Genomic DNA, 24,917 nt, shown 5'->3' on the forward strand with positions numbered 1-24,917 from the left:
CAACGGGGGAGAGGCATTGTCCGGCAGCCGCGCCCCGGGCGATAGCGTCAGCGCGCGCCGGCTGGCAAGCCGGCCAGCAGGGGCTGCAGCCGTTGTTCGAACATCGCATGCAGCTGGCGGATCGCCGGGGAGAACTGCTTGCGGTGCGGGCACACCAGGTTCAACGGCAGGCTGTCGCCGGCTCCGCCCAGCAGCACCTGCAGGCGCCCCGCCTCGACATCGGCGCAGACATCCAGCCATGACTTGAACACGATGCCTTGCCCGGCCACCGCCCAGCGGCGGACCACGTCGGCATCGTCGCAGACCATGTTGCCGCGCACCGGGATCACCGTGCGCCGGCCATCGGCCTCGAAGCTCCAGCGGTCATACGCACGCCCGGCCAGCTGGTAGAGCAGGCAGTGGTGCTCCTTCAACGCGTCCAGGCTGTCCGGCGTGCCGTGCCGGGCCAGGTAGTCCGGTGAGGCGGCCAGCACCCGCCGGTTGCCGGGCAGCAGGGGCAGGGCGACATAGCTGGCGTTGTCGAACCGGCCCAGCCGGAAGGCGATGTCGACCGGATCGCGGAACACATCGGCCACCTGGTCGGACAACTGCAGGCGCAGCTGCAGCTTCGGGTGCGCGGCGCGGAACTCGGTCAGCCACGGCAGCAGCAGGTTGCGGCCCAGGTCCGATGGCGCCGCCACCTGCAGCGTGCCGCGCAGCTCGGCATCCTCGCCACGCACCCGGGCCTCGCCCTCGCGCAGCGCAGCCAGCACCTCCTGCGCGTAGGGCAGATACAGCGCGCCCTCGGCGGTCAGGCGCAGGCTGCGGGTCGAGCGTACGAACAGGCGCAGGTCCAGCTCGCGCTCCAGCCGCGCCACCGCCGCCGCGACCTGGCCGGGCAGCAGGTCGGCCTCGCGCGCGGCGTTGGAGAAGCTGCCCAGCGCCGCCGTGCGGACGAACAGGGCGAGATCGTCAAACCGGACCATTTTCATTCCTGGAGTGAAAGTGCTGCCCGATTTTGCGCCTTTCTCCGATTGGCCGTGAAGCGCAGTCTGTCCGTCTTCCCTCAACGGATCTCCCCCCGATGAAAGCCGTCGCCTATACCCAGCATGGCCTGCCGATCAGCGACCCCGCCGCGCTGGTGGACATCACCCTGCCGATCCCCACGCCTGGCCCACGCGACCTGCGGGTCGAGGTCCGGGCGATCTCGGTGAACCCGGTCGATACCAAGGTCCGCAACGGCGTGGCGGTAACCGAGCCGCGCGTCCTCGGTTTCGACGCGGTCGGCATCGTGGACGCGGTCGGTGACGAGGTGACCCTGTTCCAGCCCGGCGATGCGGTCTTCTATGCCGGTGCGATCGGTCGTGCCGGCAGCAACGCCGAGTACCAGCTGGTGGACGAGCGCATCGTCGGGCACAAGCCGGCGAGCCTGGATGACGCTGCCGCCGCGGCGCTGCCGCTCACCGCGATCACTGCCTGGGAGCTGCTGTTCGACCGCTTGCGCATCCCCGAGAACGGCGGTGAAGGCCAGACCCTGCTGGTGATCGGCGCGGCCGGTGGCGTCGGCTCGATCCTGGTCCAGCTGGCCCGCCAGCTGACCCGCCTGACCGTGATCGGCACCGCCTCGCGCCCGGACACCCAGGACTGGGTCTACGCGCTGGGCGCGCACCATGTGATCGATCATACCCAGCCGCTGGGCGAAGGCCTGCAGCGCCTGGGGATCGCCGAGGTCAGCCACGTCGCCAGCCTGACCCATACCGACCAGCACTACGACCAGATCGTCGCCGTGCTCGCCCCGCAGGGTCAGCTGGCACTGATCGACGATCCCGGCCAGCTCGACGTGATGGCGCTCAAGCGCAAGAGCCTGTCGCTGCACTGGGAATCGATGTTCACCCGCTCCAGCTTCAACACCCCCGACGTGCAGCGCCAGCACGAGCTGCTCGAACGCGTTGCGGCGCTGATCGATGCCGGCGTACTGCGCACCACGCTGGGCGAGCACTACGGCCGCATCAACGCCGCCAACCTGCGCCAGGCGCATGCCCTGATCGAAAGCCACCGCGCCCGCGGCAAGCTCGTGCTTGAAGGTTTCTGACGCAGCCAATGAGACCGCCGCGGCCTACACTTGCCGCATGCAAACCGAATTCCTCATTCTCGGCGCCCTGGTGTGTGCCGTCCTCGTGCTGCAGCTGCTCGCGCTGCTGCGGCGTTCCGGCCATGGCGATCTCGAACAGAGCCTGCGCGAGGAGGCCCGGGTCGGCCGCAGCGAACTGCGCGAGCAGCTCGAAGGCCTGGGCCGCCAGCAGGACGCGCGGCTGGAAAGCTTCGCGCGCGCGCTGACCGATCTGTCCACCCGTACCGATCAGCGCCTGGACCTGTTGCGCGACGCGCTGGGTGAAGACGCGCGCAAGGCCCGCGAGGAAAGCACGCTCAGCCAGCAGCGCACCGGCGAGCTGCTGGCGCTGCGCATGCAGGACGTGCGCGCGCAGCTGGAAGCGTTCGGGCACCAGCAGCAGGCGCGCATCGAAGCGTTCGGCCAGCAGCTGGTGGAACTGACCACCCGCACCGACAGCCACATGGCCGCGCTGCGCCAGGCCCTGGCCGACGACGCACGCCTGGGCCGTGAGGAAACCGGGCAGTCGCAGCAGCGCCTGGCCGAATCGCTGGGCCTGCGCCTGCAGGAGATGACCCAGCGCAACGAGCAGCGCATCGGCGAGATGCGCGCCACGCTCGAGCAGCAGCTCAAGAGCCTGCAGAGCGATAACGCCGAAAAGCTCGACCAGATGCGCGTGACCGTCGACGAGAAGCTGCAGACCACGCTGGAAACCCGCCTGGGTGCTTCGTTCCAGCTGGTCTCCGAACGACTGGAGCAGGTCCAGCGTGGCCTCGGCGAAATGCAGCAGCTGGCCACCGGCGTGGGCGACCTCAAGCGGGTGCTGACCAACGTCAAGAACCGTGGCAGCTGGGGCGAAGTGCAGCTGGACAACATCCTCGAGCAGACGCTGACCCAGGAGCAGTACGGGCGCGGTGTCAAAGTGCGCCCGGACAGCAACGAGATCGTGGATATCGCGGTGCGCCTGCCGGGCCGTGGCCACGAAGACACCCCGGTGTGGCTGCCGATCGATTCCAAGTTCCCGCGCGAGGATTACGAGCGCCTGCTCGATGCGCAGGAACAGGGCGATGTCGAGGGGGTGCGCGTGCAGGGCGCGCAGCTGGAGCGCGCGATCCGCATCCAGGCCAAATCGATCTGCGACAAGTACATCGCCCCGCCGCACACCACTGATTTCGCGGTGATGTTCCTGCCCACCGAAAGCCTGTACGCCGAAGTGATCCGCCGCCCCGGCCTGATCGACCTGCTGCAGCGCGACCACCGCGTGGTGGTGGCCGGCCCGACCACCGTCACCGCGCTGCTCAACAGCCTGCAGATGGGCTTCCGCACGCTGGCCATCGAACAGCGCTCCAGCGAAGTGTGGGGCCTGCTCGGTGCGGTCAAAAGTGAGTTCGGCAAGTTCGCCGGCATCCTGGAAAAAGCCGAGAAGCAGATCAGCACGGTGGGCCGCAGCCTCGGTGAAGCCAGCCGCAAGACGCGCACCATCGAGCGCCGCCTGCGCAGCGTGGAAACGCTGGGCAGCGAACAGACCCAGGACCTGCTCGGCGACATGAGCGGCGAGGACGAGGACGTGGCCGGCGACGAGACCAGCGCCGCGCAGGAGTGAGCGCCGACGCCATGCATGCAGGCGATCACGCATGCTGCGCGGCACACGCTTTGCCCTGTCTCTCTTCCGCCTTCCAAGGAACGCCAATGCGCCTGACCCTGATGCTGTCCCTCCTGCTCGCCCTGGCCGGGTGCAGCAGTACGCCACCTGTCGATACCCCTGCCGACACCGCGGCGACCACCTCCGCCACACCGAGCGCTGCCGCATGCACCGCCGCCGGTGGCAGTCTGCAGCCGCTGGGTCGCCTGCAGCGCGTGCAGTGCGTGGTGCCCTACGCCGATGCCGGCAAGGTCTGCAGCGCCAAGGCCGACTGCAGCGGCCAATGCCTGGCCACGAGCGATGTCGCGCCGGGAACGGCCGCGCGCGGCGTCTGCCAGCGTGATGTCAGCCAGAACTTCGGCTGCCGCCAGCGCATCGATGGCGGCGTGGCACTGGGCACGATCTGCGTCGACTGAGCTTCCCGCGGCACGGCTATGCTGTGCCTCCCCTGATCCAACGCAAGGAACCTGCCGTGAGCCAGACCGTCTACGACATCCCCGTCACCACCATCGAAGGTCAGCCGACCTCGCTGGCCGATTACCGCGGCAAGGTGCTGCTGGTGGTCAATGTCGCCTCCAAGTGCGGCCTGACCCCGCAATACGAAGGTCTGCAGGCGCTGTACGCCGACAAGCAGGCCGCCGGCCTGGAAGTGCTGGGCTTCCCCGCCAACAACTTCCTGGCCCAGGAACCGGGCAGCGAAGCGGACATCCAGCAGTTCTGCCAGCTCGAGTACAACGTCAGCTTCCCGATGTTCGCCAAGATCAGCGTGGCCGGTGAGGACACCCATCCGCTGTACCAGCAGCTGACCGCCGCGCAGCCGACCACCACCGGCGAAGGCCCGATGCGCGAAAAGCTGCAGGGCGCCGTGGCCAAGTACCCCGAGCTGGTGGTCAATGCCGCCCCGGGCGTGCTGTGGAACTTCGAGAAGTTCCTGATCGGCCGCGACGGCCAGGTCATCGCGCGCTTCGCCCCGGACGTGCCGGCCGACGATGCCCGCCTGGTGGCCGCGATCGACGCCGCGCTGGCGGCCTGATCGGCTGACGCGGGAACAAAAAAAGCCCCGCTTCGGCGGGGCTTTCTCGTGGGGGATCAGTTACCCCAGTTCGGCATCGGCATCGCATCGACCGGAATCGGGGCGTCCGGATCGTCCTTGCCGCGCGCATGCTTGCCACGCAGGTCGTTCTCGATCTGGTAGTTGCGGCGCTGCAGCCATGCATCGCGCACGAGCGAATACTCGTCCACGGCGTTGTCGCGCATGTCATCGACCGCCAGCAGCTGCGAACGCATGTCCACCAGCTGCAGGCCCTGCAGGCCGATGCGGATCTTGTCCTCTTCGATCGTGCGGATCGGCGAGAGCGGCATGTCGCCGGCCAGGCCGAACACATCGCGCACGGTACGCGGGCCGAAGAACGGCAGCTCCACGTAGCGCGAACGGCGCCAGCCCCACGTGCCCAGGGTCTGACCGAAGTCTTCCTTGCGACGCGGCACCATGGCCTTGCTGGCCGGATCGAACAGACCGCCGATACCCAGCGTGGAGTTCATCAGGAAGCGGCCCAGGCTGTCCCAGGCATCGTCCGGACGGCCCTGCAGCAGCTGGTTGGTGATCGTCACCGGTGCGCGCAGGTTGCTGAAGAAGTTGCTCACGCCGGTACGTGCGAAGCGTGGCACCACGTTGGTGTAGGCCACCGCCAGCGGGCGTGCGACCGCGCGGTCGACCACGTTGTTGAAGCTGTGCACCTTGCGGTTGAACGGTTCCCACGGATCGTACGGGGTGCCGCTGGGCTCGGTGCCATCCGCGCTCGGGGCGGGCCCGCCGTACAACGCAGCGAAGTCGTCCTCGGCGTTGGTCGGCGCGGTGCCGGCCGTGGCCGGTTCCGCCGCCGGGTCGGTACCGGCCTGCGCGGCCGGGGCCGTGCTGTCGGCGACGGTGTCGGCGTCGGCCGGTACCACGGGCGTGTCGGCCACATCGGCCACCGGTGCCGCCGCAGGGGCGACCTCGACGCTGACCGGTGCGCTGTCGCGTGCGGGTTTGCCGGCACAGGCGCTCAGGGCCAGCGCCAGCACGAGGAGGGGGAGGGTGCGTATGACGTTCATGTCAGCTCGCCGCAGAAAGGGCATGGAAATCCAGGGTGGGTGCCAGCCGGTAGGCGGCACTGAGGTCGGTGAAACCGTCCGGGCTGCCGATGATCGTCGGCGCGGTCCCGTTTGCACGCAGGCGTGCGGCCAGCTCGGCCAGCAGGGCCAGGCCGGCACTGTCCAGCTTGCTCACCGCCGCCAGGTCCAACTGCTGCACGCCGTCCAGCGCGGCCAGCGAGGGCCACAGGGCCGTCACCGCCGCGCGGTCGAGCACCCCGCTGAACACCAGCGAGGCACCGTTGCGCTGCACGCTGGCGCTGTTACTTGCCACGCGGGGCCTGCCCGGCCTGCATGCTGCCGTTGCGCAGTTCGGTGGCGACCTGCTGGATCGACTTCTGGCGCAGCGGGGCGTCGAACTGGGTCTTGAAGGTCTGCACGTAGGAGATGCCTTCGATCATCACATCGAAGATCTTCCACTGGCCGTTGACGTTGCGCATCAGGTAGTCGACCGGGGTCGGCTCGTTGCCGGCGCGGATCAGCTCGGTGGACACGCGCACGCCGCGGTTGCCCGGCAGCGGCGACTCGCTCTTCAGGCGGAAGGTCGGCTTGCCCTGGATCTCGAGCAGGGCCGAACCGTAGCGCTGCATCAGGTTGTCGGCCATCGCATCGGCGAACAGCTTGACGTCGGCATCGGAGGCGCCGCGGCCGTGCACGCCCAGCACCAGGCGGGCGGCGTAGTCGCGGTCGAAGGTCTTGTTGAGCTCGCTGTTGATGAAGTCACGCAGCACCGCCGGGTTGGCCCGGAACTCGGTGCGGCGCTGCTGCAGCGAGGTCAGGATGCGGGTGCTGGCGTCCATCACCGCCTTGCTGGCCTGGCCCTGCTGGGCGGCAGCGGCAGCGGGAGCGGCCTGGGCGAAGGAGAGCGAGGGCGTGGCGGCGAGCAGGGCCGAGGCCAGCAGCGCCGGGATCAGGGTCTTTTTCATGGTTGCGGTTCCGTTGCAGGCGCAGGCGCGCCGTTGCCATCGTGGGAGTCAGCGCCACCGGTATTGGCCGGACCGCTGAACATGTACTTGCCGACCAGCTGGAGCAGGTCCACCGCCGGCTGGGTGAAGACGATCTCGTCGCCGGACTTGAGCACATCCGGGTCACCGCCCGGCTGCAGACCGATATAGCTTTCGCCGAGCAAACCGCTGGTGAATATGCCGGCCGAGGTGTCGGCCGGCAGATCCTTGAACTTGCCGTCCAGCTTGAGGGTCACGATCGAGTCGAACTTCTGGGGATCCAGTTCGATGCCCGAGACTTGGCCGATGGTCACGCCGCCGATCTTGACCGGCGCCTGCTTGCGCAGCTGGCCGATCTGGGTGAAGCGCGCCTTGAGTTCGTAGCCGCTGCCGCCGGTGCCCCACCGTTGATTGGTGGAGGCCACGGCCAGCACCAGCAGCGAGGCCAGCGCCAGCAGCAGGAACGCGCCGACGGAAAATTCGAGTCTGGGACCGCGGATGGCCATGGGATATCTCACTGTTCTTTGTCAGGTGCCTGGACAGGTGTCCGGGCGGGAAGTCTTTGCGTACTCAAGCGGGGGTGCTGGCCAGGGACAACGGCCGTACCGACCAACGGTCGGTACCTACTGGAACATCATGGCGGACAGCACGAAGTTGAAGACCAGCACCAGCAGCGAGGCGTTGACCACCGCGCGCGTGGTGGCGACCGACGTGCCTTCGATCGTGGGTTCGGCATGGAAGCCGACATAGGACGCGACCAGGGCCGCGGTGCCGCCGAAGATCGCCGACTTCAGCATCGCCACGCCGAAGTCATCCCAGAAGTCCACGCTGTTGCTCAGCGCCGACCAGAACACGCCGTTGTCCAGGCCGAGCACATGCACGGCCTCGAAGTAGCTGGCGCTGATCGCCAGCGAGCAGAAGATGCCGGTCAGCAGCGGCACGGTCAGCACCGCCGCCCAGAAGCGCGGGGCGACGACCTTGGCCACCGGGTCGATGGCCATCAGCTCCAGCGCCTTGATCTGGTCGGTGGCGCGCATCAGGCCCAGTTCGGCGGCGATCGAGCTGCCGGCGCGGCCGATGAACAGCAGTGCGGTCAGCACCGGGGCCAGTTCGCGGTACAGCGAGAGGCCAAGCAGCGTGGACAACGCATCGGCGGCGCCGAAGGTGGTGAGCGTGCGGTAGCCCTGCAGGGTCAGCACCAGGCCCACGAACGCGCCGCCTACGGCAATGATCGGCAGCGAACGTGCGCCGATCTTGTAGATTTCGCGGGTCAGCTCGGCAAGGAAATCGGCGGTCGGCAGCGAGCCGCGCAGTACCGTCAGCGAGAACAGGCCGGCGCGACCGAGCGAGCGGGTAGCGTCAACGAACGGCATCAGGCAACCCTCGCACGTGGTGCGGCATCGAAGGGGATCGGGCCGTCCGGCTCACCATGCAGGAACTGCCGCAGCAGCGGGTCCTGGCTGGATTCAAGTGCGGCCGGGCTGCCCTGGAATACGATGCCGCCGTTGGCGATGGCGATCACCTGGTCGCAGATCGGCAGGGTCTCGTGCACGTGGTGGCTGACGATGATGCTGGTCAGCCCCAGGCTGTGGTTGAGGCGCTGGATCAGGCTCATGATCACGCCCGAGGCGATCGGGTCCAGCCCGGTCAGCGGCTCGTCGTAGATCATCAGCGGCGGGTCGAGCGCAAGCGCACGGGCCAGGGCCACACGCCGTGCCATGCCGCCGGACAGCTCGCGCGGCCAGGCATCGGCAGCGGCCAGCAGGCCCACTGCGTGCAGCTTCATCTGCACCAGGCGGCGCAATACGGGCTTCGGCAGGCGGGTATGGGTGCGCAGTGGCAGGGCCACGTTCTCGGCGACGGTCAGGTCGGTCAGCAGGCCATTGCCCTGCAGCAGCACGCCCACGCTCTTGCGCATCTCCAACAGCGCGCGTGCGCCGGTCGGAATGGGCTGGCCGAACAGGGTGACCTCGCCGGCCACCGGGCGCAGCTCACCGGTCAGCGCGGCCAGCAGCGTGGACTTGCCACTGCCCGACGGGCCAAGCACGGCGGTGATGCTGCCGCGCGGAACGGTCAGCGAAACGTCGCGCAGGATCGTACGTCCGCCGCGGTCGATGCGGACGTTGGACAACTGCACCAGACTCTCTTCGGAAACCGTCATGGACGCCATTAACAAAATTCCAACGTTGTAAGATCGTGGTGAACGGCTGAACATAACCGAACTGGACCGTGCAGTATTGTCGCACGGGCGGGTGAGGGCAGTGCCGCGGCGGGCATGCCGTCACCTGCAACACAGCGTGTCGGGCCGGTGGTGGCCCGCGCCTTTTCCCGTCCGCACCGCCCGCAGCGCTGCGTTCGTGCGTCGGCTACGGCACACTCCTGCGATGACCGACGCTGCTTCAGACTTTCGCCTGTACCACTCCAACTCGCTCGATGTGCTGGCCGCCCTGCTGGCCACCACGCTGCGCACGCCGGTGCCGGGCCAATCCATCCTGGTGCCGGAGGTGGTGCTGATCCCGCAGGTGGCGATGCGCCGCTGGCTGCAATCGACCCTGGCGGCCGAGTATGGCATTGCCGCCAACCTCGCGTTCCTCACGCCGGGTGAGCTGGTCGCCCGCGCCCTCAATGCCAACGTGCCCGGGGAACATGACGATCTCAATGCCGAGGGGCTGCGCTGGCGGTTGTATGCCGCCCTGCGAGACCCGGTGTTGATGGCGCAGCCGCCGATGGCGGCGCTGCAGGCGTATCTGTCCGCGGCCGATCCGCTCAAGCCATGGGCGCTGGCGGCCGAGCTGGCCTCGGTGTTCGAGAAGTACCAGGCGTGGCGTCGCGATTGGCTGCTGCGCTGGGACGCGGGCGCAGCGCCGAACGACCCGCAGGCGATCCTGTGGCGGCGCATCGCCGGCGGCGAGCAGTACCGCGCGCGCCGCATCGATGCCTACCTGGCCCGCTTCGAGGGCGCCGGACAGCCGTTGCCGCAGGGCCTGCCGACGCGCGTGTTCGCCTTCGCCACGCTCAACATCTCCCCGGACGTGCTGCGGGTGCTGGCCACCCAGGCGCGGGTCGGCACGATGCACTTCTATCTGCCCACACCGACCCAGGCCTATTGGGGCGATCTGCAAACGCTGGGCGAGAAGCTGCGCAGCGGCGCGCCCGATCCGTTCGGCGAGGCGGCGGGCGAGAACCGCCTGCTGCAGGCCTGGGGCGCGGCGGGTCGCGATTTCATGGCGGTGCTGGGCAGCTACGAGGTCGTGCACCCCTCCGGTGAGATCGCCGCGTACGACGATCCGGAAGAGGATGCGCGCCCGGACATGGCCGAGGGCGGCTTATCCGACAGCCTGCTGCACCGCCTGCAGCGCGATCTGTTCCACCGCCGCGGGCAGCCGGCCGGCGAGCTGCGCGACGGCCTGCGCTACGACGACCCCAGCCTGCAGGTGCATGCCTGCCACACCCGCCTGCGCGAACTGCAGGTGCTGCATGACCAGCTGCGCGGCCTGCTGCAGGATCCGCGCTTCGATCCGCCGCTGCAGGCGCGCGACATCGCGGTGCTGGCACCGGACATCGACCCCTACGTGCCGTACCTGGAAGCGGTGTTCGGCGGCCGCAGCGGCGGCGATGACCACATTCCCTATGCGCTGGCCGATACCAGCCCGCTGGCCGGCGAGCCGTTGGCCGATGTGTTCGTGCACCTGCTCGGGCTGCCGGTCTCGCGCTTCGGATTGAACGAAGTGCTCGATCTGCTCGCCAGCGCACCGTTGGCGGACGCCGCCGGCCTCGATGCCGCGGCGTTCGACCGCCTGCACGACTGGCTGCAGGCCGCCGGCGCGCGCTGGGGGCTGGATGCGGCCCATCGCGGCCAGCATCAGGCCCCGGTGGACGATGCGTTTACCTGGCAGTTCGCGTTGGATCGCCTGCTGCTCGGCCACGCCAGCGGCAGCGACGGCGATATCGCCGGGGTCGCGCCATGGCCGGAGCTGGAAGGCAGTGCGCTGGACGCGCTGGACCGCCTGCTCGGCCTGCTGCGCGTGCTGGCGCGCTACCAGCGGGCGCTCGGTGAGGCCATGTCGCCCGGGCAGTGGCGGCAGCGCCTGCTGGCCCTGCTCGATGCGCTGCTGCCCGAACCGCCGCAGGCGGCCAGCAGCCAGCGCGCGCTGGAGCGCCTGCGCAAACTGATCAACGAGTTCGCCCGCGATGCGGAGACCGCCGGCTTCGAGGGCGAGGTGCCGCCGGAGGTGCTGCGCGCCCATTTCGCCGGCGTGCTCGCCCAGGCCGATACGCGTGCACCGCTGTTGACCGGTGGCGTCAGCTTCGGCCGGATGGTGCCGATGCGCCTGCTGCCGTTCCGGGTGATCTGCGTGCTCGGCCTGAACGATGGCGACTTCCCGCGCCGCGACCCGGCCGCCGGCCTCAACCAGCTCACTGCCGAGCTGGGCACCGACAAGCGCCGGCATGGCGACCGCTCGCTGCGCGAGGATGACCGCTTCCTGTTCCTGCAGCTGTTCGCCTCGGCGCAGGACGTGTTCTACCTGAGTTACTTGGGCGCCGATCCGCGCGATGGCAGCGTGCGCGAACCCTCGGTGCTGGTCAGCGAGCTGATCGATGCCGCGGCCGAGTACCACCTGGATCCCCCGGCGGCGGCGCGCAGGATGACCGTGCGCCATTCGCTGCAGCCGTTCGCTCCGGCCGCGTTCGGCGGGGGCGAGGAGCCACGGCGTTTCAGCTATCGCCGCCAATGGCACCCCGCCGCCGGCTCGCTCGGCGGTGCACGTCGCGCGCTGGCGCCGTGGTTCGCCACTCCGCTGCCGCCGATGGAGAGCAGCGCTGCCGAGCCGGAACTGAGCGTGGATGCGCTGCGTCGTTTCCTCACCGATCCGGCCAGCCAGTTCCTCTCGCAACGGCTCGGCCTGCGCCTGCCCGATGACGTGGACAACGCCGACGACGTCGAGCCGCTGGTGATGGCCGCGCGCGGTGGCGACACGGTGCTGCTGCAGCAGGCCGTGATCGAGGCCACCCTCGGGCAGGACGACACGCCGCTGTACCCACGGCTGCGTGCGCGGGCGCTGCTGCCCTCCGGCGCCCTGGGCGAACGGCAGTTCGCGCTGCTGCAGGCCCAGACTGAGCCTTATGCGCAGGCGCTGGCCCAGTGGCAGGCCGGTACCACGGCCGACAGCCGCCGCTACGAGGTGGATATCGACGGGGTTCGCCTGCACGGCCGCGTGGACGGAGTGCATCCGCACGGGTTGGTGCGCCTGCGCCCGGGTCCGCTCAACGGCCGTGCCGCGATCCGCCAGGGCCTGGACTGGCTGCTGGCCAATGCCGCCGGCGAGGCCTTGCCGCTGGTGCAGTTCCACGAGGCAGGCGATGACGGGCTGGGTCCGCACACGCTGCCGCCGCTGGGCGCCGAACGCGCGCAGCAGGTGCTGCGTCGCCTGCTGCAGCTGCGCAGCGAAGGGCTGCGCGCGCCGCTGCCGTACGGCCCGTCCACCGGCTGGGTGCTGTACACCGCCGCCGAGGCCAGGCGCGAGGCCGAGGGCCGCGCCAAGTGGCACGGCAGCGACCGCACCTGGGGCGAGTCCACCGGCGCCGGCTACCAGCTCGCGCTGCGCGGCCACGACCCCTTCGCCAGTGCCGACAGTTACCGGCAACTGCTGCACAACAGCTTCGTGGTGTTCACCGCGGTGCGCGAAGGCCGGGTGTTCCCGGGCTTTGACGAGGAAGGAGCCCTGCGATGACCGACCACGACCTGCTCAACGACCCCTACCTGGTGCTGCCGCTGGACGGCGTGCGCCTGATCGAGGCCAGCGCCGGCACCGGCAAGACCTTCACCCTGGCCACGCTGTTCACCCGGCTGGTGGTGGAGAAGGGCTGGCGCATCGGCCAGATCCTGGCCGTCACCTTCACCGATGCCGCGACGCAGGAACTGCGCAAGCGCATCCGCGAACGGCTGGCCCTGGCCGCGCAGCTGGTCGAGCGGGTGCCGACCGATCAGGACACTCCCGATGTCGCGTTGACCCGGGTGATCCTGCAACGCCAGCTCGCCCTCGGTGAAGAGACACCCGCCGCGCTGGCGCGCCGGCTGCAGACCGCCGCCGACGAGATCGACCTCGCCTCGATCTTCACCATCCACGGCTTCTGCACCCGCGTACTGCGCGAACATGCGCTGGAGAGCGGGCACACCTTCGATCCGCCGACCCTGCTGCCAAGCGAACGCGAGCTGCACGAAGAACTGGCCGCCGACCTGTGGCGCGTGCACGCCAACGACCCCGCCACGGTCGATGCGCTGACCTGGCTGTGGTCCTCCCCCGAGGCGCTGGCAGGCGATCTGTCCACGCTGATCAAGCCGTTGCCGCTGCTGCCAGCGCGGCCCACGCGTACCTTCGACGATCCCGCCCCGCAACTGCGGCTCACCGCGGCTGCGTTGGCAGAGGCGATCCAGACGCACGTCGAAGACGCCCAGGCGCAGATCGCCGTGGCCTTCGACCGCAAGATCTTCGATGGCCGTCGTGCGAAACGGCCGAGTTTCGACAAGGCCTTCGGCGAGCTGTTGGCCGGCCGCAGCGCGCAGCACTGGCCGCGTGGCGACAAGAGCCACCTGGGCAAACTGCTGCCGGTGCAGCTGCTGGCCTTCTGCAAGGACGGCATGGAAGGCCAGTGCCCGGCCTCGCCACTGTTCGATGCGTTGCAGGCCTGGTGGCATGCCGCCGATGCGCGCGAGCAGTGGCTGCGCCAGCAGGCCACCGCGTTCCTGCATGATCTGCGCGACGAAGCGCGTGCGCGGCTGGCCGAGCTCAAGCGGATCGGCCGCGTGCAGACCTACGATGACCTGATCGATGGCGTTGCCGATGCCCTGGAAGGCCCGCACCGCGCCACCCTGGTGCAGCAGCTGCGCGCGCAGTATGCGATCGCGCTGGTGGATGAGTTCCAGGATACCGATGACCGCCAGTGGGGCATTTTCCAGCGTGTGTTTGGCGACTCGGAGGAGACCCGGGACGCGGGCCTGGCACCGGCGCTGTTCCTGATCGGCGACCCAAAGCAGGCGATCTACGGCTTCCGCGGCGGCGATATCCACACCTATCTCAAGGCCAAGCGCCAGGCCGATGCCGCGCCCGCGCTGGACCGCAATTTCCGCTCGCGTCCGGCGGTGCTGCACGCGATCGAAGCGCTGTACGCCAACGCCGGTGAGCGCGCCTTCCTCGAAGCCGACATCGCCTTCGAACCGGTGCACCCCGGCAGCACCCGGATGGATGCGGATTTCCTGCGCGACGGTCTCCCCGCACCTGGCCTGACCGTGCGCGTGCTGCACAACACCGAGGGCGGCGACCTCAAGGCCGATCCCTCGCGGCAGCAGGCCAGTGATGCCTGTGTGGCCGCGATCCACCAGATCCTCAGCGAAGCCCGGCAAGGGCGCGCGCTGCTGCGCGACGTGCCGGTGCAACCCGGCGACATCGCGGTGCTGGTGCGCTCGCACAAGGAGGCCACGCGCATCCAGCAGGCGCTCGGTGCGGTAGGCATTCCCGCCGTCGCTGCGGGCAAGCAGAGCCTGTATGCCACGCCCGAAGCGCACGACCTGCGCCTGTTGCTGCTGGCGCTGCTGCAGCCGGCCGACGAAGGGCGGCTGCGCGCCGCACTGTCGACCGTACTGCTCGGCGAAGATGCCGAGGCGATCGATGCGCTGGAGCGCGAAGGCGATGCGCAGCGCTCCTTCCAGGTGCGGCTGCTGGAATGGCGTGAGCGCTGGCAGCGCGGCGGCCCGTTCGCGGTGATCGCCGATCTCTGCGCCGAACACGCCGAGCGCCTGCTGGGCCTGCTGGATGGCGAGCGCCGCCTGACCAACTACCTGCAGCTGGGTGAACTGCTGCAGCAGGCGTCCGGGCAGACGCTGGGCATGCACGGCCTGCTCGACTGGCTGCAGGTGCAGATGGCGCATGCCGATCAGAACGACGAACAGCAGCTGCTGCGCCTGGAATCGGATGCGCGCCGCGTGCAGATCATCACCCTGCACAAGAGCAAGGGGCTGGAGTATCCGCTGGTATTCCTGCCGTTCGTCGGCATCGGGGGGGGGGCACCGAACACCGAGGCCAACTGCACGGTGTACGCCAACGGCCGCCGCGAGCTGCACTGGAAACTGGACAAGGACGACAGCTGGAATGCGGCCAGCACGCGCAGCACCCAGGAACAGGACGCCGAAGACGCGCGCCTGCTCTACGTCGGGCTGACCCGGGCCGAGCATGCCCTGTGGATCGCCGCCGGTGATCTGGCCGGGCTGGCGAAGACCCGCCTGGCACCGATGCTGTCGGACCTGGAAGCGCTGCGTGCGCATCCGGACATCGCCGTGATCGAGGGCCCGGTGGAACCCCGCCCGGCGCAGCTCGCCTTCGAGCGCGACGGCGAACTGCCACCGGTCCGCGCGCTGACCCGCCGCGTGCCGCACGACTGGTGGGTGTACAGCTTCACCCAGCTGGCGCATGCCGACGCGGGCCACGACACCGATGCGGCCGCGACCGAAGTGCCGGCACCCGCAGCCGATGAGCCGACCGGCGTGGACCTCAGCCTGGAAGCAGAACAACCGGCCGTGGCCAGCGAAGAGAGTGACCCGCGCTTCATGGGCAGCCGCTTCGGCAACGTGCTGCACGATGCGCTGGAAAACACCGACTTCGCGCAGTGGGGCGGCTGGCAGGCCGGCGAGACCGCACCCGGCGAGGAAGCCGAGGTCCTGCGCGCCTCGCTGCGCGCGGAAGGCTATGCCGAGGAAGACCTGGACGATGGCGTGGCCATGCTGACCGGGCTGGTCGGCCAGACCCTGACCGTGCCCCTGCCGGAAGGCGGCGCACTGCACGACCTGCCGGCCGATGCACGCCGTGCCGAGATCGAATTCCACTTCGCGATGCAGCCGACCGCCGTTCCAGCGCTGCTGAGCCTGCTGCACGCGCACGGGCTGGTGCGTGACCGCCATGGCTTCGGCACCCGCCGGCGGCTGGAGGGGCTGATGACGGGCAAGATCGATCTCACCTACGTGCGTGCGGACCGCTGGTACGTGCTCGACTACAAATCCAATCGCCTGCCCGGCTACGACGCGGCCCGTCTGGCCAGCGCCATGCAGCACAGCGAATACGACCTGCAGGCGCTGATCTACACCGTCGCGTTGCACCGCTGGCTGCGCTTCCGGCTGGGCGCGCAGTACGACTATGCGCGCGACATGGGCGGTATCCGCTATCTGTTCTGCCGCGGCCTGGATGCCCGCCGCGACGACAGCCCGGGCCTGTATGCGCATCGCTTCGATCCGGCCCTGGTCGATGCGCTGGATGCCCTGTTCGCCGGGGGCGAACACGCCCAGGCACGCATGGCCGCGCGCGCACGGGGGGAGGCATGAGCCTGCTCACCACGCTCTACCGTGGCAACGTGCTTCGCACGCTGGACCATGCGCTGGCGCAGAGCCTGCGCAGGCTGCGCCCTGACACGCCCGACGCGGTGCTGGTCGGTGCCGCACTGGCCTCGCTGGCGGTCTCGGAAGGACACGCCGGCCTGGATCCGACCCAGCCGCAGCGCCTGATCGAGGTCGATGTCGACTGGCCGGCACCCGAGGCGTGGTTGGCGCAGCTGCAGGCGTCGCCGTGGGTGGAGGTACCCGGCGCGGAGGACGTGGTCGCTGGCGATGCACCGCTGGTGCTGGAGAACGGCCTGCTCTATCTGCGTCGCTACCGCGAATACGAACGTCGGCTTGCCGAGGGCCTGCAGCGCATCGCCACGCATCCGCTGCCCGACGCCGATCCCGGCACCCTGGCCACGCTGTTCGGCCAGCTGTTCCCGCAGGCCCACGATGGGATCGATCACCAGGCCCGCGCCGCCGCCGTCGCGCTGCGCCATCCACTGGTGCTGGTGACCGGCGGCCCCGGCACCGGCAAGACCACCACCATCGCGCGGCTGCTGGTGCTGCTTGCCGCACAGGCGGTGCAGGCCGACCAGGCATTGCCACGGGTCGCGCTCGCCGCGCCCACCGGCCGCGCCGCCGAGCGCATGGCCGAGAGCCTGCGCCTGGCCGTGCAGCGGCTGCGCCTGGTGGGCATCGCACCGGCGCTGTGCGACGCCATGCCGAGCACCGGCACCACCCTGCATCGGCTGCTCGGGGTGATCCCGGATTCGCCACGCTTCCGGCATCACCCCGACAACCCGCTGCCGTACGACGTGGTGGTGGTGGACGAGGCCTCGATGATCGACCTGCCGCTGATGACCAAGCTGGTCGAGGCAGTCGCCGATGGCACCCGGCTGGTGCTGCTCGGTGATCCGGACCAGCTGCCCTCGGTGGAAGCCGGCGATGTGCTCAGCGCCATCCTCCGTGCCAGCGGCGATGGCCTGGGTACCCAGGCTGACGATGCCCAGGCGCTGCGCGTGCTGCTCGCCCCCGATGCCCTGCAACCGCTGGCACCGCCACGCCGGTTCGCCGGCCGGCGCGTGCAGCTGCAGCGGGGCTATCGGCAGACCGACGCGCTCGATCTGGCGCCGCTGGCGCATGCCGTGCGCGACGGCAACAGCGCCACCGCGCTGGCACTGCTGAGGACGGGCACGCTGGCCGGTGTGCACTTCCATGAAGACCAGAGCGATCCGCTGCAGCATCACCGCGAGCAGCTGCTCGGGCATTGGCGCGGCCTCGGCGAAGCCGCCGATCCCGGCGTTGCGCTGGCCAATGCCGGCCGCATCCGCCTGCTCACCGCCGTGCGCGAAGGCCCACAGGGCGCGCGTGGGCTCAATGCCCGTATCGAAGCGCTGCTGGCCGGTGTGCCGCGGCCGGGCATGGCGCCGGGTTACTTCCACGGCCGGCTGCTGTTGATCACCGAGAACAGCTACCGGCACCGCCTGTTCAACGGCGACATCGGCATCTGCCTGATCAATCGCCACGGCAGCGTGACCGCGTGGTTCCCGGGCGAAACGCCGGATCAACCACGTGGCTTCCACCCGGGTGCATTGCCGGCGCACGAAAGCGCGTTCGCGATGACCGTGCACAAGGCGCAGGGCTCGGAGTTCGATGAGGTCTGGTTGCAGCTGCCGCGACGCGACAATCGCGTGCTGTCGCGCGAGCTGATCTATACCGGCATGACCCGCGCGCGGCAGGCGCTGCATGTGCTGGGCAGTGCGGAGGTGCTGGAGGCCGCATTGGCGCGGCACGCCAGCCGGCTGTCGGGTCTGGCCAGGCGACTGGGTGCGGAAGACGTGACCGAAGCACCATCGATACCGATCGAAGAACCGACGGTGCAGGGCCAGCTGTTCTGAACCGCGGTCGGATCCCGTTCCCGAGGGGAGCGGGATCCGACCCCATGGTGCTGATGTCGCATTTGACCTTTGATAACGCTGTAGCCGCTGCCTATCCTGTGTTGTATCTCCCGACGCAGGACGCTTCACATGGCCCTTATCGCCTTGGATGACCCACGCTGGACCGAGCTGCAGCACGCCTACGGCGCAGCAGATGACATCCCGGAGCTGCTGGCCAATCTCAACATTCCCAAGAGCGAAAGGTCGGAGGACGATCCGATTGAAGACACCTGGGAGGAGCTGTGGAGCAGTTTGTGCCACCAAGGGGATGTCTACAGTGCTTCGTTTGCGGCTGTCCCGCATATTGTCAACGCGTTGCCAGCAGAAGCTGATTCAGACGATTGGCAGTTCATTTCCCTTCCAAAATGCATTGAAACGCAACGGTGCCACCGAGGCATGGAGATTCCTGCTGGATTGGAGCCGGAGTATTCGGAGGCTATCCAGCGTATGGGTAGGCACGCGGCGATGCTTGTCGCAACGCCGCAGGAGGCATGGAAGACCTCGGCATTCTTTGCAGCCATAGCTATTGCGCACGGCCACACAGCGATGGCCAGACTACACACTGAGATCTCGTCCGACGAAATGGACCAAGTGGTCAACATTTTCTTCGCAGAGATGGCACGAGACGAGTAGCCCTTTTTGCGGAACATCGGGGGGCGTTCCCACGATTTCATTGTGTCAGCCGAGCATGGCTCGATTCTACAAAAGCGCGCTTCGATCGTTTCGGTGTTCATCCACGCATGGCGTGGTCCTACTCGGTGATCAGTACCAGCCCAACCAGCCCATCGGAATACACGATATCGTCATCGTCGTTGCCCAGCGGGCCGTTCATCGCATGTGCTGGGCAGTGCGGAGGTGCTGGAGGCCGCATTGGCGCGGCACGCCAGCCGGCTGTCGGGTCTGGCTGCTCGCCTGCAGGGCGGCGAGGGGAACGCAGTGGCCGACGCCGTCGTGACGGCGCCGGCCCAGGGGCAGTTGTTCTAGCCCCCCGTGTCCGTCTTACTCCGGAATCACCACGGTGCCATCGGGGAACACGATGGCGCCGTCACCGCTGACATCGAAGAAGCCCAGCTGGTGGGTGTTGGCCAGCACCTGCACCAGGCCATGCGCGTTCTCGGCCACCTCGTCATCGAACGAGGCGTAGACCACGTGCTGGCCGATGCTGTAGTCGGTCACTTCCGGGCGGTCGTCTTCCTCATCGGACAGCGGACCGTCCATCGGCGGGTAATGCTCGGCGAGCGCGGCGAAGAACGCCTGCAGCGCCGGCACCGACACGGCCGGGTCGTCGTAGTCGTGCGTCTCGTTCCACTCGGTCTGCGCGTCGTACCACTGCAGGAAGGCCTCGGCCTCGCGCGGGGCGACGGCGGGGTCGAACACCATCAGGTCGTAACTCATCGGGAATCACCTTGATCCATGCGCAAATGCATGCGTCAGGATAGCCCTGATCGGCGCGGACCGGCCGGCGCGCGCCGGGGCCGGTTCAGCGCGGCGCCGGCAGGCCCGGTGCTGCCGCGGCGGGGTCGGCGGCGGCCTCGATGACCGGTGCCTCGGGGAACAGCGCATAGCGCAGCCCGATCAACCCCATCAGGGCCTCGTCGCGGGCCTTGCCCGCCTCCACGGTCTGCACGCGCTTGAGCGAGGCCTCCAGCCGTGCCTGAAGCCCGGGCGGTGCCGGCAGGGGGCGGCGTTTGGCCGCCTGCGCGCGGTAGTACGCGGCGATGTCGTCCAGGATGGCCTCGATCGCGGCCACGCTGGGCAGCGGCAGGCCGTGCCGGGAGCGGCGCAGCTGCAGGATGTTCAGGCCGATGCGCGCCTCGGTGAGCATGTCCACCGAGGCGATGTCGCTGCCTTCCGGCGTGGCTGCCAGGCGCGGTGCGAGCAGGCCGAGCAGATCCAGCATGCGCGCGGCGAACTGCTGGCGATCCTGCTGGCCGCGACCCTCGGCCGCATCGGCCAGCGTGGTCCAGCCCTGGCGCACCAGCCGGCGCGCGGTCCACTCGGCACCCACCGAGCGGAACAGCCGGGTCATCACCACCGCAAAGCCAATGCCGATGAACATCGCCACGGCGGAGTTGATGAAGCTCTGGATGTTGGCGCTGTAGGTGTTCTGCACGTTCAGCAGCGCCACCAGGTTCACCGTCAGCGGCAAGCCGATCAACGCGGTCTTGGGCCGGTGCAGCAGCAGGCCCAGCGGCAGGAAGATCACCGCCAGCACCAGGGCCAGGCTGCCGAAGTCGTGCACGGCCGGGAAGATCCCGAACAGATACACGCCGGCCACCAGGCTGGCCACGATGGCCCAGAGCAGGAAGGACAGCATGCTCGGTGCGGGATCATCCTGCGCGGCGAAGAACGCGGCGGCCACCGCGGCCATCATCGCGCCGTTGCCACCGCCTTCCCAGCCCAGCCCGATCCACAGCACGCAGTAGGTCATCAGGGCGACACCGGCACTGGCCGCGGAGAACAGCGCCATCCCGTAGTCCACATGGCGCACATGGTCCACGCGCTGGGCGCGCACGCGGTAGTGCGCGGTATCGCTCGGCGCGGTGCCGGCGTCGATGGCGGCGTGCAGGGTGGTGCAGTCCTGCCAGAGGTCGACCAGTTCTTCCAGGCGCAGCAGCAGGGTCACCAGCAGCAGATGATCCAGCTCGCCATCCACCGCCGGCTTGAGCGCGACGATGCGCGCGCGCAGCGTGGCGTAGGCGCTGGCACTGGAGCGGCCGGGCTGCTCCAGCCACTGCGCCAGATCGGCGATCAACGGCTCCAGCCCCGGTGGCAGCGCGCGGCCACCCGCGCGCAGCGCACCGAGCCGGTCGGCGATCGAGGACAGCACCGGCAGCATCAGCAGCATGCGTTCGCGCAGGCGCTCCATCGAGACCGCCGCCCCGGCGTGGCGCGGGTCGTCGCGACGCATGAACTCGATCAGCGCTTCGAACTGGACCAGATCGGCCGCCAGGCGGTTGCGCGGTCCATGCGCGTGACCGCGCGAGAGGATCTGCCGGCACCAGTCGGCGGCATCGCCCATCCAGCTGCCGATCCGCGCGCGCAGCATCGGCCGCACCGAGGCGGGGAAGAACAGCGAGGCGAACAGTACCGCCACCACGGTGCCGAGGATGATCTCCTCGCTGCGCGCCACCACGGTGTCGAAGATGGTGTCCGGCGAGGTCACCGCCGGGAAGCCGATGAAGGCGGTGGTGTACCCGGCCAGCAGGAACGCGTAGCCGCGCGGGCCTCGGTTGAGCAGGGCGATGAACAGGCAGGTGGACAGCCACAGCGACATCGCCGCGCTCAGCAGCAGCGGGGTTTCCACCAGGTGCGGCAGCATCCACAGCGTGGCCGCGCCGGCGATGAGGGTGCCGAGGATGCGGTAGGCGCCCTTGGCACGGGTCGGGCCCAGCATCGGCTGGGTCACGATGTAGACCGTGGCCATCGCCCAGTACGGGCGCGAGAGATTGCCGGCCAGCCCGATGTACAGCGCGGCCAGCGCCGCCAGGAAGGTCTTGACCGAGAACAACCAGGCCTGTCTGTCCAGCAGCAGCATGGCTTACCTCGCGGCCGTGCCGGCGGCGACGGCGTCGGCATTCCAGCCGCCGCCGAGCACCAGGAACAACTGGATCTGGTCGCGCGAGACCTGCGCCTGCGCCTCGGCGAGCGTCGCATCGGCGCTGGCCAGGCTGCGGTCCGCGTCCAGGCTGGCCAGGTAGGGCGTGCGCCCGCCCTGGTACAGGCGGCGGTTCTGGCTGGCGGCCAGGTCGGCCTGCTGCTGCGCCTGCTGCAGGAACTGAAGGCGCTGCAGGTCCTGGGCATAGCGGCTCAGCGCGGTCTGGGTTTCGCGCAGGGCCTGCAGCACGCTGTGGTCGAACTCGGCCAGCGCCGCATCGGCACCGGCTTCGGTGGCGTGGATGCGTGCATGCGTGCCGGAGGAGGGCAGCGTCCAGGAGATCAGCGGGCCGATCGACCACTGCTGGGTCAGCGGCGTGCCGAAATCCTCCAGCAGGCCGGCGGCACCGACCGAGGCGCCGAGGCGGATGTCCGGGTAGAGCTCGGCGGTGGCCACGCCGATCCGCGCGGTGGCCGCGGCCAGCCTGCGCTCGGCCTGGCGGATGTCCGGGCGGCGCTGCAGCAGCGCGCGGCCATCGCCGATCGGCAGCGCCTGGGCCAGGGTCGGGGCCTGGCTGCAGTCGCTCACGCCGTCGGGCAGCTGGCCCGGGGTGCGGCCGAGCAGGGCGGCCAACTGGTATTCGGCGGCCTGCCGGTGCGCGCGCAGCGGCGGCAACGCGGCCTGCAGCATCGCCACCTGGGCGTTGGCACGCGCCAGCTCCGGCGGGGTGCCGCGGCCGGCGGTGATCAAGCGCTGGGTGACCTCGCGGCTGCGCTGCTGCAGCTGCAGCGAGTGCTCGGCCACATGCAGTTCGTGGTTGGCGTGGCAGATCTCGACGTAACTGCCGGCCACCTGCGCCACCAGCGACACGCGCGCCAGGTCCATCGCGGCGGCGGTGGCCTGCTCGTCGGCATGCGCGGCTTCGGAGGCGCGCTTGAGCTTGCCGAACAGATCGAATTGATAGGACACCGCGAACTTGCCGTCGGCCAGGTTGATCGGCGGCAGTTCGTGTTCGAGCAGGAATGATTCGGCCGACAGCTGCGCGCGGCTCACCCCGGCCTCGGCCTCGTATTCGAACCCACCGGCATCCAGCGCCTGCTCGTACGCGGCAGCAGCGCGACGCAGGTTGGCATCGGCCACCTTGAGTTCCACGTTGTCGCGCAGCGCCTGCTGCACCAGCGCGTTGAGGGTGTCGTCCTGGTACAGCTCCCACCAGCGTGCGGGCAGCGCGGCGCCAGCGGCGACCTGCGGGTTGCCGGTGTCGAGGAAGGCGGCATTGGCCTCCGGCCGCTGGAACGCGGAGCCGGCCGGCACCGCGTAGTCCGGGCCGACGGTGCGGCACGCGGCCAGCGTGGTCAGCGCCAGCCCCAGCGCGATGCGGTGCAGCGCCGGGCGGTTCACAGCGCCGTCCGTGCCGGTTGTGCCGGCGTGGCCGGCGCGGTGTCCGGCTCGATGGTGACGGTGGCGGTACGCCCGGCGATCAGGTTCACGCCGGCCGGCACGCGGTCGATATGGATGCGCACCGGGATGCGCTGGGCCAGCCGCACCCAGTCGAAGGCCGGGGTCACGTTCGGCAGCAGGCTGCTGCCTTCGCTGCGGTAACGGTCTTCGATGCCGGCGGCGATGCTCTGCACGTGGCCCTGCAGCGGCTGCGCCTCGCCCATCAGGCGGATGTCGACCTTCTGGCCGGCATGCACGCCCTGCAGGCGGGTTTCCTCGAAGTAGCCATCCACGCGGAACGAGCCAGTATCGAGCACGGCCATCACCGGGCGCCCGGCGGTCACATAGTCACCGGCACGCACGGTGCGGTCGTTGACGTGGCCATCGCTGGGGCTGCGCACTTCAGTGCGCGCCAGGTTGAGCTTGGCCAGATCCACCGCGGCCTGTGCGGTCGCCATCGAGGCCTGCGCGGCGAGCAGCTTGGCGCGGCGCACTTCGGCATCCTCGGCGGCGACCAGATCCTGCAGGCTGCGGTCACGCGCGATCTCGCGGCGCAGCTGGTCCAGCGTGGCGCGGCGCTCGCCCAGGGCGGCCTGGGCCTGCTCCAGCGCGATCTCATAGCGCGCCCGGTCGACCACGAACAGCACCTCACCGCGCTTGACCGGCTGGTTGTCGGCCACCTTCACCGCTTCCACCAGCCCGGACACATCCGGCGCCACCTGCACCACGTCGGCGCTGACGTGCGCATCGCGCGTCCACGGTTCGTCCATGTAGTACGCCCACAGGTGGCGCAGCACCAGCACGGCGGCCACCACGGCCACGACGGTCAATACGACCGGGAATGTCTGCTTGAGGATCTTGTTCACGATTGCATCCAACGCATCAGGGAAAACAACCCGCCGAGCACGATCACGTACACGGCCAGGTTGAACAGGGCGGGGTGCCAGATGTGGCGGTAGGCGCCGGTGCGCTGCAGGACCACGCGCAACCCGCTCTTGAGCAGGTAGGCAAGCAGCATCAGCCCGAGCAGGGTCGGGACGAACACACCATAGAGACTGAATTCACCGTACATCGAGGCAAAGGATTCGCAGGGGAGCGGAAAGGGGATCGCCCGGCGTCGAGGGACGACACCGGGCGGCACAACGGGGGAACAGGCTTACGTCACGCGGTCGGCAGCGTCGGCCAGCAGCTGCCACAGCTTCAGCACGGTGCGCAGTTCATCCATGGACAGCTCGCCGAACACGTCCTGGCGCAGGCCGATCAACTGGGTTTCCAGTTCGCTGACCAGGGCCTCGCCCTTGTCGGTCAGCCACAGCAGGTTGGCGCGGCGGTCGCTGGCGTCGCATTCGCGGCGGACCAGGTCGCTGGCGGCCAGCTTGTCCAGCAGGCGTACCAGCGACGGGCCTTCCATGCCCAGCTGATGGGCCAGTGCCACCTGGCGGATACCCCCGCCGGCGCGCCCGATCATCAGCAGCGGCATGGTGCAGGCGGCGGAGATGCCGTAGCTGCCCAGGGCCTGGTCGGCCAGGCGCTGCCACTGCCGCCCTGCGTACAGCAGGCCGGAGCTGAGCTGCATCTGCAGCTGGGTGCGTTCGTCGAAGGATCGGTTCATCAGAATAGATAGGATACTACTAATTTCCCTCCTATCAATACCTCCGGCACAACCGTCGCCCAACGAAGGCCTGCGCGGGCAGGGCCACCGAGCCCCGGCGCAGGACGCCCGAGGGGTCTGTCGGGTACGATGCTCGCCCCCCTTCGGGTGCTGTA

20 protein-coding genes and 1 pseudogene are annotated in these 24,917 nt (G+C 69.3%); 8 read left to right on the forward strand and 13 right to left on the reverse strand.

Annotated features, from left to right (window positions below):
- Nucleotides 1–3: 3 nt before the first annotated feature.
- Nucleotides 4–971: pseudogene (locus tag ORK51_RS09965) on the reverse strand (LysR family transcriptional regulator); the annotation flags it as partial.
- A gap of 92 nt (nt 972–1,063) precedes the next feature.
- Between ORK51_RS09965 and ORK51_RS09970 the strand changes: the two are divergent.
- The 4 genes from ORK51_RS09970 to ORK51_RS09985 all read left to right on the forward strand — a co-directional run bounded on the left by ORK51_RS09970 (nt 1,064) and on the right by ORK51_RS09985 (nt 4,764).
- Complete coding sequence (locus ORK51_RS09970) at nt 1,064–2,071, forward strand: zinc-binding alcohol dehydrogenase family protein (RefSeq protein ID WP_266084816.1); 1,008 nt, start codon at nt 1,064–1,066, stop codon at nt 2,069–2,071.
- 37 nt (nt 2,072–2,108) lie between these two features.
- Nucleotides 2,109–3,692 (forward strand): DNA recombination protein RmuC, encoded by a 1,584-nt coding sequence (locus ORK51_RS09975; RefSeq protein WP_019184031.1) that lies wholly within the window; start codon nt 2,109–2,111, stop codon nt 3,690–3,692.
- An 86-nt stretch (nt 3,693–3,778) separates the two neighbouring features.
- Complete coding sequence (locus ORK51_RS09980; protein ID WP_070474159.1) at nt 3,779–4,147, forward strand: hypothetical protein; 369 nt, start codon at nt 3,779–3,781, stop codon at nt 4,145–4,147.
- Between the two features lie 56 nt (nt 4,148–4,203).
- A complete protein-coding gene (locus ORK51_RS09985; protein ID WP_266084817.1) occupies nt 4,204–4,764 on the forward strand; it encodes a glutathione peroxidase in 561 nt (186 codons plus the stop codon).
- A gap of 56 nt (nt 4,765–4,820) precedes the next feature.
- Here the strand turns inward: ORK51_RS09985 and ORK51_RS09990 are convergent, their stop codons facing one another.
- The 6 genes from ORK51_RS09990 to ORK51_RS10015 all read right to left on the reverse strand — a co-directional run bounded on the left by ORK51_RS09990 (nt 4,821) and on the right by ORK51_RS10015 (nt 8,969).
- Nucleotides 4,821–5,825, reverse strand: coding sequence for an MlaA family lipoprotein (locus ORK51_RS09990; protein ID WP_266084818.1), 1,005 nt, complete (start codon nt 5,823–5,825; stop codon nt 4,821–4,823).
- Between the two features lies 1 nt (nt 5,826).
- Nucleotides 5,827–6,138, reverse strand: a complete 312-nt coding sequence (locus ORK51_RS09995) for an STAS domain-containing protein (RefSeq protein WP_019183996.1) — start codon at nt 6,136–6,138, stop codon at nt 5,827–5,829.
- The gene (locus ORK51_RS10000; RefSeq protein WP_019183995.1) at nt 6,128–6,790 is read right to left on the reverse strand and encodes an MlaC/ttg2D family ABC transporter substrate-binding protein; all 663 of its coding nucleotides are present in this window, start codon (nt 6,788–6,790) and stop codon (nt 6,128–6,130) included. Before ORK51_RS10000 ends, ORK51_RS09995 begins: the two co-directional genes overlap by 11 nt.
- Nucleotides 6,787–7,314 carry an outer membrane lipid asymmetry maintenance protein MlaD gene (gene mlaD / locus ORK51_RS10005; protein ID WP_019183994.1) on the reverse strand — a complete coding sequence of 176 codons (528 nt, stop codon included), beginning with the start codon at nt 7,312–7,314 and terminating at the stop codon, nt 6,787–6,789. Before mlaD ends, ORK51_RS10000 begins: the two co-directional genes overlap by 4 nt.
- Nucleotides 7,315–7,431: 117 nt before the next feature.
- On the reverse strand, nt 7,432–8,181 hold the full coding sequence (locus tag ORK51_RS10010) for an MlaE family lipid ABC transporter permease subunit (RefSeq protein WP_019183993.1): 750 nt from the start codon (nt 8,179–8,181) through the stop codon (nt 7,432–7,434).
- On the reverse strand, nt 8,181–8,969 hold the full coding sequence (locus ORK51_RS10015) for an ABC transporter ATP-binding protein (RefSeq protein WP_019183992.1): 789 nt from the start codon (nt 8,967–8,969) through the stop codon (nt 8,181–8,183). Before ORK51_RS10015 ends, ORK51_RS10010 begins: the two co-directional genes overlap by 1 nt.
- A gap of 223 nt (nt 8,970–9,192) precedes the next feature.
- Here ORK51_RS10015 and recC point away from each other — a divergent pair, with 223 nt between their 5' ends.
- The 4 genes from recC (at nt 9,193) to ORK51_RS10035 (ending at nt 18,745) form a co-directional block, all read left to right on the forward strand.
- Nucleotides 9,193–12,540, forward strand: coding sequence for an exodeoxyribonuclease V subunit gamma (gene recC / locus ORK51_RS10020; protein ID WP_266084819.1), 3,348 nt, complete (start codon nt 9,193–9,195; stop codon nt 12,538–12,540).
- Entirely contained in the window at nt 12,537–16,178 is a 3,642-nt protein-coding gene (recB, locus tag ORK51_RS10025) for an exodeoxyribonuclease V subunit beta (RefSeq protein ID WP_266084820.1), read from the forward strand. The genes recC and recB overlap by 4 nt, the downstream gene beginning before the upstream one ends.
- The gene (recD, locus tag ORK51_RS10030) at nt 16,175–18,073 is read left to right on the forward strand and encodes an exodeoxyribonuclease V subunit alpha (RefSeq protein ID WP_266084821.1); all 1,899 of its coding nucleotides are present in this window, start codon (nt 16,175–16,177) and stop codon (nt 18,071–18,073) included. The genes recB and recD overlap by 4 nt, the downstream gene beginning before the upstream one ends.
- Before the next feature lie 129 nt (nt 18,074–18,202).
- Nucleotides 18,203–18,745: a hypothetical protein gene (locus ORK51_RS10035; protein WP_266084822.1), complete on the forward strand. Its 543-nt coding sequence runs from the start codon at nt 18,203–18,205 to the stop codon at nt 18,743–18,745.
- Nucleotides 18,746–19,111: 366 nt separating this feature from the next.
- On the opposite strand, the gene ORK51_RS10040 is transcribed toward ORK51_RS10035, so the two are convergent.
- From ORK51_RS10040 to ORK51_RS10065, 6 genes are all read right to left on the reverse strand, one after another.
- On the reverse strand, nt 19,112–19,507 hold the full coding sequence (locus ORK51_RS10040) for a hypothetical protein (protein WP_019183988.1): 396 nt from the start codon (nt 19,505–19,507) through the stop codon (nt 19,112–19,114).
- A gap of 85 nt (nt 19,508–19,592) precedes the next feature.
- On the reverse strand, nt 19,593–21,650 hold the full coding sequence (locus ORK51_RS10045; protein WP_266084823.1) for an FUSC family protein: 2,058 nt from the start codon (nt 21,648–21,650) through the stop codon (nt 19,593–19,595).
- Between the two features lie 3 nt (nt 21,651–21,653).
- Nucleotides 21,654–23,111, reverse strand: a complete 1,458-nt coding sequence (locus tag ORK51_RS10050) for an efflux transporter outer membrane subunit (RefSeq protein ID WP_266084824.1) — start codon at nt 23,109–23,111, stop codon at nt 21,654–21,656.
- Nucleotides 23,108–24,016, reverse strand: coding sequence for an efflux RND transporter periplasmic adaptor subunit (locus ORK51_RS10055; RefSeq protein WP_046274170.1), 909 nt, complete (start codon nt 24,014–24,016; stop codon nt 23,108–23,110). The genes ORK51_RS10050 and ORK51_RS10055 overlap by 4 nt, the downstream gene beginning before the upstream one ends.
- Entirely contained in the window at nt 24,013–24,222 is a 210-nt protein-coding gene (locus tag ORK51_RS10060) for a DUF1656 domain-containing protein (RefSeq protein WP_019183984.1), read from the reverse strand. The genes ORK51_RS10055 and ORK51_RS10060 overlap by 4 nt, the downstream gene beginning before the upstream one ends.
- Before the next feature lie 84 nt (nt 24,223–24,306).
- Entirely contained in the window at nt 24,307–24,762 is a 456-nt protein-coding gene (locus ORK51_RS10065; RefSeq protein WP_019183983.1) for a MarR family winged helix-turn-helix transcriptional regulator, read from the reverse strand.
- Nucleotides 24,763–24,917 lie beyond the last annotated feature (155 nt).

This window comes from Stenotrophomonas sp. RIT-551, from assembly GCF_026241915.1.
Classification (GTDB): domain Bacteria; phylum Pseudomonadota; class Gammaproteobacteria; order Xanthomonadales; family Xanthomonadaceae; genus Stenotrophomonas; species Stenotrophomonas bentonitica_A.

Excerpts from the sequence above, each read along its gene's own strand:
- recC (WP_266084819.1), top strand. The coding sequence starts at position 9,193 with ATGACCGACGCTGCTTCAGACTTTCGCCTGTACCACTCCAACTCGCTC.
- ORK51_RS10035 (WP_266084822.1), top strand. The coding sequence starts at position 18,203 with ATGGCCCTTATCGCCTTGGATGACCCACGCTGGACCGAGCTGCAGCAC.
- ORK51_RS10000 (WP_019183995.1), bottom strand. The coding sequence starts at position 6,790 with ATGAAAAAGACCCTGATCCCGGCGCTGCTGGCCTCGGCCCTGCTCGCC.
- recD (WP_266084821.1), top strand. The coding sequence starts at position 16,175 with ATGAGCCTGCTCACCACGCTCTACCGTGGCAACGTGCTTCGCACGCTG.
- recB (WP_266084820.1), top strand. The coding sequence starts at position 12,537 with ATGACCGACCACGACCTGCTCAACGACCCCTACCTGGTGCTGCCGCTG.
- ORK51_RS10060 (WP_019183984.1), bottom strand. The coding sequence starts at position 24,222 with ATGTACGGTGAATTCAGTCTCTATGGTGTGTTCGTCCCGACCCTGCTC.
- ORK51_RS10040 (WP_019183988.1), bottom strand. The coding sequence starts at position 19,507 with ATGAGTTACGACCTGATGGTGTTCGACCCCGCCGTCGCCCCGCGCGAG.
- ORK51_RS09990 (WP_266084818.1), bottom strand. The coding sequence starts at position 5,825 with ATGAACGTCATACGCACCCTCCCCCTCCTCGTGCTGGCGCTGGCCCTG.
- ORK51_RS09980 (WP_070474159.1), top strand. The coding sequence starts at position 3,779 with ATGCGCCTGACCCTGATGCTGTCCCTCCTGCTCGCCCTGGCCGGGTGC.
- mlaD (WP_019183994.1), bottom strand. The coding sequence starts at position 7,314 with ATGGCCATCCGCGGTCCCAGACTCGAATTTTCCGTCGGCGCGTTCCTG.
- ORK51_RS09970 (WP_266084816.1), top strand. The coding sequence starts at position 1,064 with ATGAAAGCCGTCGCCTATACCCAGCATGGCCTGCCGATCAGCGACCCC.
- ORK51_RS10065 (WP_019183983.1), bottom strand. The coding sequence starts at position 24,762 with ATGAACCGATCCTTCGACGAACGCACCCAGCTGCAGATGCAGCTCAGC.
- ORK51_RS10010 (WP_019183993.1), bottom strand. The coding sequence starts at position 8,181 with ATGCCGTTCGTTGACGCTACCCGCTCGCTCGGTCGCGCCGGCCTGTTC.
- ORK51_RS09975 (WP_019184031.1), top strand. The coding sequence starts at position 2,109 with ATGCAAACCGAATTCCTCATTCTCGGCGCCCTGGTGTGTGCCGTCCTC.
- ORK51_RS10045 (WP_266084823.1), bottom strand. The coding sequence starts at position 21,650 with ATGCTGCTGCTGGACAGACAGGCCTGGTTGTTCTCGGTCAAGACCTTC.
- ORK51_RS10015 (WP_019183992.1), bottom strand. The coding sequence starts at position 8,969 with ATGACGGTTTCCGAAGAGAGTCTGGTGCAGTTGTCCAACGTCCGCATC.